This window comes from Candidatus Poribacteria bacterium (genome assembly GCA_021162805.1).
Classification (GTDB): Bacteria; Poribacteria; WGA-4E; order B28-G17; family B28-G17; genus JAGGXZ01.
In genome coordinates this window covers 17,334-27,415 of the sequence record JAGGXZ010000214.1, presented here as the reverse complement: position 1 = coordinate 27,415, position 10,082 = coordinate 17,334, and the positions used below count along the sequence as shown (strand labels likewise).

At 53.2% G+C, this 10,082-nt stretch carries 11 protein-coding genes; 6 read left to right on the top strand and 5 right to left on the bottom strand.

The window, feature by feature from the left end; genetic code table 11:
- From J7M22_17770 to J7M22_17755, 4 genes are all read left to right on the top strand, one after another.
- The coding region (locus J7M22_17770) for a transposase (protein MCD6508452.1) at positions 1-403 on the top strand (403 nt) is incomplete at its 5' end.
- Between the two features lie 57 nt (positions 404-460).
- Entirely contained in the window at positions 461-718 is a 258-nt protein-coding gene (locus tag J7M22_17765; protein ID MCD6508451.1) for a Gfo/Idh/MocA family oxidoreductase, read from the top strand.
- On the top strand, positions 690-779 hold the full coding sequence (locus J7M22_17760; protein ID MCD6508450.1) for a hypothetical protein: 90 nt from the start codon (positions 690-692) through the stop codon (positions 777-779). Before J7M22_17765 ends, J7M22_17760 begins: the two co-directional genes overlap by 29 nt.
- Positions 780-976: 197 nt before the next feature.
- Positions 977-2,023, top strand: coding sequence for a Gfo/Idh/MocA family oxidoreductase (locus J7M22_17755; GenBank protein MCD6508449.1), 1,047 nt, complete (start codon positions 977-979; stop codon positions 2,021-2,023).
- Positions 2,024-2,031: 8 nt separating this feature from the next.
- Here J7M22_17755 and J7M22_17750 read toward each other — a convergent pair whose 3' ends face one another.
- Positions 2,032-2,394 (bottom strand): outer membrane beta-barrel protein, encoded by a 363-nt coding sequence (locus J7M22_17750; protein MCD6508448.1) that lies wholly within the window; start codon positions 2,392-2,394, stop codon positions 2,032-2,034.
- 478 nt (positions 2,395-2,872) lie between these two features.
- Between J7M22_17750 and J7M22_17745 the strand changes: the two genes are divergently transcribed.
- A complete protein-coding gene (locus J7M22_17745; GenBank protein MCD6508447.1) occupies positions 2,873-3,301 on the top strand; it encodes a peptidylprolyl isomerase in 429 nt (142 codons plus the stop codon).
- 29 nt (positions 3,302-3,330) lie between these two features.
- Here the strand turns inward: J7M22_17745 and J7M22_17740 are convergent, their stop codons facing one another.
- The 4 genes from J7M22_17740 to J7M22_17725 are packed head-to-tail and all read right to left on the bottom strand — an operon-like array spanning position 3,331 to position 8,549.
- Positions 3,331-4,527, bottom strand: coding sequence for a glycosyltransferase (locus tag J7M22_17740; GenBank protein MCD6508446.1), 1,197 nt, complete (start codon positions 4,525-4,527; stop codon positions 3,331-3,333).
- 1 nt (position 4,528) lies between these two features.
- Positions 4,529-6,082: an FAD-dependent thymidylate synthase gene (locus J7M22_17735; protein MCD6508445.1), complete on the bottom strand. Its 1,554-nt coding sequence runs from the start codon at positions 6,080-6,082 to the stop codon at positions 4,529-4,531.
- Between the two features lies 1 nt (position 6,083).
- A complete protein-coding gene (locus tag J7M22_17730; protein MCD6508444.1) occupies positions 6,084-8,099 on the bottom strand; it encodes a peptidylprolyl isomerase in 2,016 nt (671 codons plus the stop codon).
- A 3-nt stretch (positions 8,100-8,102) separates the two neighbouring features.
- Positions 8,103-8,549 carry an ATP-binding protein gene (locus J7M22_17725; protein ID MCD6508443.1) on the bottom strand — a complete coding sequence of 149 codons (447 nt, stop codon included), beginning with the start codon at positions 8,547-8,549 and terminating at the stop codon, positions 8,103-8,105.
- Between the two features lie 140 nt (positions 8,550-8,689).
- Between J7M22_17725 and J7M22_17720 the strand changes: the two genes are divergently transcribed.
- Positions 8,690-10,078: an alkaline phosphatase family protein gene (locus J7M22_17720; protein ID MCD6508442.1), complete on the top strand. Its 1,389-nt coding sequence runs from the start codon at positions 8,690-8,692 to the stop codon at positions 10,076-10,078.
- Positions 10,079-10,082 lie beyond the last annotated feature (4 nt).

The window sequence follows — 10,082 nt, the reverse complement described above, 5'->3', positions numbered from 1 at the left end:
CCTCAAGGAGAACGGGATAAGAGATTTGCTTGGCCTTCAACAGGTCATCAGGCAGATGACAGGAGTTCTGATAGAGGAGATACTTGAGGCAGAAAGAGATGAATTCCTGGGATACCAGAGGTACCAACGGAAGGACGAAAAAAGAGTCCGCTCCTCCTTCGGAGAGATAGAGCTGAAAATACCCAGAGACAGGAAAGGGGAGTTCGAGCCGAAGCTCATAGGGAAGTATCAGAAGGACATCTCCCAGATAGAGGACTCCATCGTTTTCCTCGAAAACCCCTTCAGATATCACGAAAGTCCCGTAGGATGCTCCACCGCTTGCTACGGGGAACTTCACTTAACACAGGAGGAACCGAATGGAGAATTTCGCGCGGATGCTAAGCATCTGCACCGCTTGAAATGATATGAGAGATCTGGTAACCTTATCCTGCCGCCATCCCTGCGATGAGGAGGTTGGAGGATGCTGAGAGGGATAACAGTGGGGCTTGGTTTCTTCGGCGGCATCCATCTCGAGGGATGGAGCCGCGTGGGAAAGGCGGAGATCATCGCAGTGGTGGATAGGAATGAGGAAAAAGCCGGAAAGGTCGCCGCGCGATATGATGTGAGGCCATATGTCGATCTGGCAAGCGCTATAGAAAGGGGCGAGCATCGCTGCCTCCAGAGGATGTCATGTGCTGTGTCAGAAGCCGATGGCGCCGACTTGGAGGGAGTCGGCTGAGATCGTTCGCGTGTGTAGAAAACACGGCGTCAGGCTCATGATCAATGAGAACTGGAGATAGCAGCCTTGGTATAGGGAGATCAGAGGTGACTCATGTCAGGCGGCGTTACAACATTTCGTCGACTGCATGGTCTCGGGCGAGGAGTTTGAAACTGAAAGCGAGGATTACCTGAATCAGGTAATGAGAACGATCTTCGCCGGATACGAATCCGCCCGATCTCGAAGGGCGATAAAACTGGAGGAATGGAGGGGAAGGTGATGAACTCGTCGAGCTTAAGGATAGGACTGATAGGGTGCGGCGGGATCTCTCAGATAGCGCATCTGCCGGCCCTTAAGAAGGCTGATAACGTCGAGCTCGTCGCCGTGAGCGACGTGGCCAGGGATCTGGCTGAGATGGCCGCCAGACGTTACTACGTGCCTGAGGTTTACGGCGATTTCAGGGAGATGCTTGAAAAGTCAGACATAGACGCCGTTCTGGTGGCGACCCATCATGCCTTTCACGCCGAAATATCGATAGAGTGCATGCGGGCGGGGAAGCACGTCTTATGCGAAAAACCTCTCGCCATGAGCGTTGAGGAGTGCGAGAGGATAGTCGAAGCTTCGGAGGAGACGGGAAAACAGCTTCAACTGGCCTGTATGAAGCGATATGACCCCGGCCTTCAGTTCGCCCGGAAGTTCGTCGTCGAGGAGATGGGCGAGAGGCTCTCTATAAACGGCTGGTATTGCGACACGGTCTTCCACGGCCAATATGTCAAGAGCCTTGTTCCGATGCGTGCCGGCAGTCCCTCACAGAAAAGGCCCGAAAGAGGCACGGGGGACAGGCTCAAGGATATACTGCTCGGACATGGCGTCCACGCCGTCGATACGCTTAGGTTCTTCAGCGGGGAGGTCGTCTCGGTCTCGAGCGGCGAGACGAGAAAGGGGAACGATCTGGCATCGGTGAGTCTGCTGGAGTTCGAGGACGGGGCATACGGGACGCTGCAACTCGTCTGTACCGTGAGAATGGACTGGTTTGAGGGGATTTTTGTCCACGGGGAATATGGCAGCGTCACGGCGCAGATCTTCTTCCCATATTACCGTCGAGGGGCCGATGTGAAGGTCTTCGACGCGAGAAGGAATGAATACAGAACCCTCGCCACCCCTGACGCGGACCCGTATGAACGGCAGCTTGAGGCCTTCGCTGATGCCGTTCTCAACGATAAGCCGGTTTCGCCGAGCGCCCTCGACGGCCTGAGAGATCAAAAGGTTCTGGAGGCGATATACAAAGCAACAAGATCAGGCGGAAAGGTGAAGATCGAGCCTTAAGGCGTTTCCTAGAATCTAAGACCGGATTCCAGGACGAGATAGATCCTATCATCTTGTAAGCCGTTTACGTCGTCCTTAGAACACCTCTTGGCTTTTATGTAGGAGGTCTCCAATCTGATATGGGCGTCTTCATTGAAATTATACGTCGGGGTGAGCGTCACGGCGTAGATGTCTTCCGTTTTTTCGCTCTCCGTGTAGATTTTGCTTCCGCCCTGTCTTATGTATTCGAGCCTCACCGCCATCGACATTCCCTTGAACCCATACGACGCGTAGAAGGTCTCTCCTATCGAGGAGTTATCCCCACGATATTCGCTTATTGAACCATTCCACCTCCAGTAATCCAGGTCAAATGCGAGGTGAAGTCCGCCCACTTCTTACCGCTCTCGCTTCTTTGCGCTCTTTTTTGTAGCCTATCATCGTGACAACACCTGTGCATTTTCCCTCCGGGATGTTTTCTATGGAATAGCGTCCGTCCTTCGAGAACGACGTTAGCACCGACAAGGGGCTCTTTGGTCTGGGCATCGGTCACTGTGCTCTCAATTTTGCCCGTCTGGGCAAAAGCGCCCGCGGGGACCAAAGCGATCATCAAGACCGCTACGGTGATTGAAGTTAGATAGCTTCTCATTTCACCCCTCCTTAGTTTGAAGTTTAAATTTCGTAAAACTGCGATTAGAACGACGATATTCAAAACTACTGACACCCACTTTACAGTCCCCAATTGACAAAAGGAATAGGCCCGTGTTAGAATACAAGGTGAAACCGTTAAGGTAAATCTATGGCCGTAAGAGATGAACACTGCCTGATGGGCTGTGCTCTTTCAAGCGGCTAAAAATGATCAAGGTGAGGATAATGGCACAGGCAAAACGGGGCGATACCGTCAAGGTTCATTACACGGGCAAGCTGGAGGACGGAACGGTGTTCGACACTTCGCTCGATCGTCCCCCTCTGCAGTTCACGATAGGTGAAGGACGATTGATACCGGGGTTCGAAGAGGCGGTGATCGGTATGAGCCCGGGAGAGTCGAAAACCGTTAAGGTCCCGACGGATAAAGCTTTCGGACCGCATTATGAGGAGATGGTTCTGGTGGTGGATAGGGCCGAGTTTCCGGAACATATCGATCCGGAAATCGGCCAGCAACTGCAGATCTCTCAGATGGACGGCAGAACGATCATAGTCACCGTCACCGATGTCTCGGAATCAACCGTCACATTGGATGCCAACCATCCCCTGGCGGGAAAGGACTTGATCTTCGATATCAAGCTTCTGGAGATAGCCTGACCTTTTCGGGGGCACGCGCCGTCGTGCCCCTAAGCTAGATCGGTATATATCCTCAGCATCTCTTCCGCTATCCGATCCCACCCGAAATGGTCAACCACTTTTCCGCGTCCCAATCGGGCGAGCCTCTCCCTTTCAACCTCATTCCTCATCAGCCTGATCGCCCATCCGGCGAACTCCTCCGGGCTATCCGCTATGATCAGATCCTCGCCGTCGGTTAAATCCAATCCCTCACATCCGATACTGCTCGAGATGACCGCCTTCCCCATAGCGAGGGCCTCGAGGATCTTCAGCCTCGTCCCTCCTCCTATCCTAAGCGGGACGACGAAGACGGCGGCGGAAGCCAGGTAGGGCCTGATATCATCCACCAATCCCGTCACATGTACGCCATCCACCGAATCGAGGGCTTTGACCCTCGAGCTGGGATACTGGCCCACGATGTAAAACTCGGCCTCCGGTATCTCTCCCCTTATGATAGGCCAGATATGCTCGTGGAAATATAGGACGGCGTCCTCGTTGGGATACCAGTCCATACTGCCCACATACACGATCCGATTCCATCTCACTTCATCCTCCCTCGGCTGGAAATACTCCAGATCAACGCCGTTCGGCACGATCTCAACCCTCACATCAGGCGTAATCCACCTGAGCCTTTCAGCGTCCCGCTCTGACATGCAGACGCATAGATCGAACATCGGGCATAATCTCCTCTCGATCCTCCTGAACTCCAGCGATTGTATGAACGCGCCGAGTTTCCTGAGAGGTGAGGATGCGTTACGGTAGAGCCTCGTCCATACGACCGAGTCGATGTTGTGCTGTATCAGGATGGAGGGGGTATCGCCGTTGAGCGACGATCGCCTGAGATCGGGCAGGTACTGTCCGGCGTGCAACATCTCGAACTGAACCACATCGAATTTTTCCTCCTCGATCAAGCGGCGGAACCTCTCGGCGAAGGTTTTGAGCCTGTATTTCGCCAGCGGTATCGGGTATCCGCCTGCCATAGAGCGGATCGATCCGATCGAGAGATGCGGCATATCTCCGGCAACTACCAGATCCACGCCCATATCTCTGATGATCTGCTCATCGCGAGGCGTGGAGTTGAAGGTCTTGGGGGCCAATAGGGTGATGTGACAGGCCGGGGAGAGGTGTTTCAGGAGGTTGATCACCCTTATCCTGCCCCCTTCAGTCGCCGGCAGGGGGATAAAAGGGGAGAGTATAAGCACCCTCATCTCAGATCAATCTGTCGTAATCCTCAAGCTTTTTCTCCCACACCCTGACTCCGCAGAACCTATCGCCCTCTGGACAGGGAGGGGTGACGCCCGATCTCGATCTAAACCAGCATGGCGGGCCTAAGAACCGGCCTATGCGTGGATGGACTTCGGAGACCTGCCTGACCTCATCGAGCGAGGCATGAAATATCTCCTCCTGGGCGTTGAAACAGAGCCTTATCCTCCATTTGTGGTGCAGGTTCATAAGCGTCCCCGACTCGATAAATCTGATCGGGAAACCGTTCGGCAGCAGATACATCGCCCACTCGGTCGGCACCTTCATCTCCAAAAGCCGGTTTATCCCCTCAAAACACCTCTCCATCGCCCCGGCGTAGACCCTCTCGGCCTCCGGGACCGCCCTGATCAACTTAGGGGTGACGTAATCCGGTCTGCCCGTATAATGCCTATGTATGATCGGCCTTGAGCCGGGGACGGTGCGATGTCTCTGATCCTGCGAATCGGCCGTGTGGCTCAATTTCTTGGCGAAGACGTAGTGAACGTGGTTCATCGCTCGCATCAGCTTGGAGTGATGGGCGTGATTGAGCGTCTCGGGAAGGTAGGGGTTTTGAGCCGGATCCAGAAGCAGCCTCAAAGCCGCCTCATCATCCATGTCTCTTCCGCTTAAACCGAGGGTATATCTCACGGACTGCGCTAGAATCTTCTCCCCCTCCCTTGTGAACTCGATGAGAAGGGAGGACCTATCTCCGATAAGGGAGTCGAACTCGCGGGTGAAACCCTCATCGCCCAGGTGCCATCCCGACCCGAAGGTCTCTTCGACCGCCCTATACTCCGGCGTCTCCTCAAGCGGCATCGGATCGTATAGTTCCTCAGCGAAACTCGGATCCACAAGTCTGACCGCTTCGATCATCCTCTCGACCAGCAGTTTGACTTCTTTAGGAAAGTCAAATGATTCGGCCAAGCGGGCATATCTGTGAAGCGTAATTCCGTTTATCGTGTGGTACATATAGGCGTAGGTGGCGACGGGGAGGACGTATCGCGCTACCTCATAGGCCTTGCGGGCGATCTCGTTCTCCCACCTTTCGGGCTTTGAGGATCGGTAGGGAAAGATCTTGAAGTACTCCTCCCTAACCTTAGGAACCAAGAGCTTCACCAAATCCTCATAAGCCCTCATCTGAGCTGAGATCGTCTCACGATAGATATCCAAAGCTTTCCCCTCGATAGGGGGGAGGAGGAAGTTATCGGGCGATACCCTCACGTATCTCTGTGAGACCTGCTCCGAATTGTAGAAGGGATGGCTATGTAGGAAGGACCAGATGGCGGCGCGGGAGATCCGGTCTATGGCGAAGACAAAGAAGGCATGTCCCCTGGTGGTAAGATGACCTGCCCTGAGCGTGCTTTGGGCTATTCTATCTCTAATTTGTTTGGCCCTTTTGTCCCTCGATACCTCCTCCGGGAGGACGATTCCCTTCGAGGAGTAACAGGTTCTGGCGGCGGCTACCGATAGATCATAGGGATTTGGGCTGTGACAGATCAGCCTGACGATCGGTCCGCGCAATTCAAATAGCCTCCTCCGGGAGTTCGATTTTGATCTTCGCCGCCGATTTGAGCCCGCCGATCCACGCCTCCAGAAGATCGTTTCGTTTCCTCTGTATCAGGCTTCTTCGGATATTCGCCAGCTCCTCCTTGTCCTCATCCAGCTTCTTCACATCGGCTTTTTGCCTTTCGACGAGCTGTATAATGTATGCCCCGCGTTGAGTCTGGAAGGGGCCTTTCACCTCATTGAGCTTCATCCTGAACGCCACAGCGGAGATCTCGGGAGCTGAACCTATCATCGGGACGTACCCGCCGTAGGATCTGGCAAAGAGGGGGGTCTCCTTAACCTTCAGCTTTTCATCCTGAGCTTTTTTGACCAGATCGTCCAAGGTCTCGCCGGGCTTATATTTGCTCATCAGCTTCTCGGCAGCCTGAAGGGCGAGTTTCTTGGCCCCCTCGTCCTTGAGCTCATCGGTTATCTTATCCTTGACCTCGTCCAGTTTGGGTATATGGGAGTATTGTCTGTCCACGACCTTGGCGATGAAGTAGGCCATCACATCTCCGCCGTAGCTTTTGATCTCTATGGGATCGCTGGTATCGCCCTTCCGCAGCTCGAAGACGGCATCCAGGAAATCCCTGTAGGTATATCTGCTGCCTACAGTTGGGATCTGTGAATCATCCTTTGAGAAGAACCCGGTGGTTTTGACCTCGAACTTGATCTCTTTGAACTTCTCGACGAAGTCCTCGGACTTCTTCGACTCATCCCCCAGTTGTCTCACATATACCTCCGCGGCCCTCTCCGGTATAAGTTTAACGCTTTCCTCCATCCCCTGTAGCTCGATATCGTAGACCAGCTCGCCGGCCAGCTCACGGGCTAGGGCAACAGCAGCATCCTTTTTCAGCTTCCTTTCGATCTGATCTCTCACCTCGTCCAGGCTCTTTATCCTCTCCGGCTTTTTATCCTCGAGCTTGATGATGTGGAATCCGTATTTGGTTTCGACTATATCGCTTATCTCGCCCGGTTTGAGGGAGAAGGCGACCTTTTCGAATTCGGGCACCATTCTGCCTCTGGTGAAATATCCGAGGTCACCCCCTTTATCCTTGGTGCCCTCATCTTCGGAGTACTTTTTGGCCAGCTCAGCGAAATCGGCTCCGGATTTCGCCTCTTTCAGGATCTTCTCGGCCTTCTGTCGCAGCTTTTTCTTCTCCTCCTCCGATGCGCCGCTGGGAACCTTGATCAGTATATGTCTCGTCCTGACCCGCTCCTTCTCCTTAAACTGTGAATCCTTATTGGCCTCATAGTAGCTCTTAATATCGTTTTCGGAGATATCGATCTTATCCTCGAAGACCTTGGGATCTATTTTGATATATTTGACGTTGACCTTTTCAGGGATGCGATACTCTTCCCTTTTCTCCTCATATCTCCTCTTTATCTCATCCTCCGAGGGGTTGACCTTATCACGGAATTTGGAGACAGGGAACTCTATGAATTTCAGTTTGACCTTCTCGTTTCGCCTTTTATACTCCTCCTCGATCTCGGTCTTGGTGACGATGGGAATTCCGAAGAGGATATCCTGCAGCCTCTGCCTTGATAGGCTATCGCGGAGGCTTTTCCAATAGTCATCAGCTCTCCCCCTTCGGGCCAGGATCTGATAGATCTGGTAGTAAGAGGGGGTGGAGGCGATCTCCCGATCGACCTCCTCGCCGCTCAGCAGAACGCCGAGTTTCTTAAGCTCCTGGTCGATCAGGACGTCCTGGACGATCTTGTCGGCCGTCTGACTGTTGATATCGATATCCTTGATGAACCTGTCGTAGTTATCCCCGTACATCCTGCGCATCCTCTCCGTCTCGTTCCTCAGGGCGTTCTGGAACTGTTCGAAGCTCACCTTTTTTCCGTTGACCTCTATGACGACTCTCGATCTCTTCCTGAACTTCCCTCCAGCGCCCCATACCAGGAAAATCGTTCCGACAAAGGCGATGACGACTATGCCATAGAACATCTTAGCGACGAATTTCTTCCTGAGAAACACCATTATCATGGTTCAGTTCACCTCACCGGATTTTCCCTTTTTGATATACTTGGTCATCCTCACCTCGGTGCCCGTCAGGTCGAAGTCATATTCGACCTCATCCATCAGCACGTTTATGAGATATATGCCTCTGCCGCTTGCATCCATCAGATGTTCAAGCTCCAGAGGATCTTTGAGGGATTCAGGATCAAATCCCTTGCCCTTGTCCTTTATCCTTATCGTCAGCTTATCGTCCTCGACGCTGACGATGCAATGGACGTCTTTGGTCGGATCGTTTCGGTTGCCGTGTTTGATGGCGTTCGTGCCCGCCTCTATAAGGGCGAGATTGACGGCAACCTTGTCATCCTCCTCGATATCTATCTTCCCAAGGACATCCGATATAACGGTGTCCAGGAGCTCGATAAACTGCATATCGCTGGGGATCCTGAGCTCCACATCGAACTCTCTTCTTACACTCATGTCCATACTCCGGTCTGATAAGATCGATGGCGGTGGTATTTTACCATACATCGGCCGCGCAGGCAAGCGAATTCCAATCTTGCCTCCAGGTTATCGAAAATCGTAAAATATACGGCAGAGCGTTGAAAAAGGAGGTGAAGTTGAGCTCCCGCAGGCGTTGTATCTTAATTCTCGCTGACGGAGCGAGATCCGACGTGATCTGGGAGCTTATGACCAGGGGGATGCTCCCGAACATCGAACGGTTCCTGGCGGAGAGAGGGGGATTCCACGAGGCAGTCTCCGCTTTCCCCTCGGTTACCGGATGTGCTTATCTGCCGATCATCACCGGATTCACTCCAGGGGAGTGCAATGTCCCCGGCATGTGCTGGGTGGATAGGAGATACCTGGGCGTCAAAAGCTTCCATCTCGATAGATACAGGGATTATTTCGGTGTTCACAGCTATCTGTTCAATCGCGATATATCCCCCGCCGTGAAAACCCTCTTCGAGCTGGCGGATAACCCGATGAACATCTTCAGCTTCGTCTCCCGAGGATGCGACTTCAAAGGGGATATCACCAGATACACGCGTGGGCTGAGATGGGTCTGGGCCCATTTAAGCGGGAGATGGGACAAGGTCGATTTAAAGGCCGCCCAATTCGCCCTTAAAGGCATCGAAGAAGGGCACGATTTCATCTTTCTCCTCATGCCATCCATAGATGCCCTCTCACATAGATCGAGCCCGCTATCGGATGAGGTCATCCAAGGGTATATGAGGCTCGATGAGACGGTCGGGAAGATCGCCCGGACGACCGATCCGGAGGAGACGATGATCGTCCTGACAAGCGATCATGGTCTGAGCGAGACCCAAGTTCATTTCGACCTGGCGGAGTTCCTCAGTCGGTTGGGATTCAAGACCCTCCATTCCGGCCGAAGATGGAGGCTGAACCCCGATATGGCGATCATGCCCTCAGGTAATGCCATGGCCCATATCTACGTTAGGCCGGAATCGGGATGGTCTGAGAGGTGCTACTATCCCGAATTACGTCGGTTCGGCGGACATAAGGTCGATCTGGTGGAACTGCTCCTCAATATAGATGCAGTCGACCTTGTGGCCGCAAAGGTTCCTTCCGGAGGGGTTATCATCTCCTCCCGCCTCGGGGAGGCGTATGTTGAACTTGAGGGTAAGATGATCACATATCAGATTCTGAAGGGCGAGGATCCGTTCGGGTATCCACCGTTTCCCGGTAAGATCTCCGATAGGAAGTTGCTTGAGCTGAGCATGAACACGGATTATCCCGATGCGCCCTATCAAATACTGAAGCTTTTCACCTCTCCGAGATCGGGGGATATCATACTATCCGCCTCTCGAGGATGTGAACTTAGAGCTCAATCCAGAAGGTTCATCCACAACTCCGGCCATGGCTCGCTCAGGAGGGAACATATGCTCGTGCCGTTTCTGCTGAACCGCCCTCTCACCAGAACCGGCCCGTTTCGCACTGCCGATATCTTTTCGATCATAGTTGAATTCCTCATTGACAAAACTCCCTAAATGT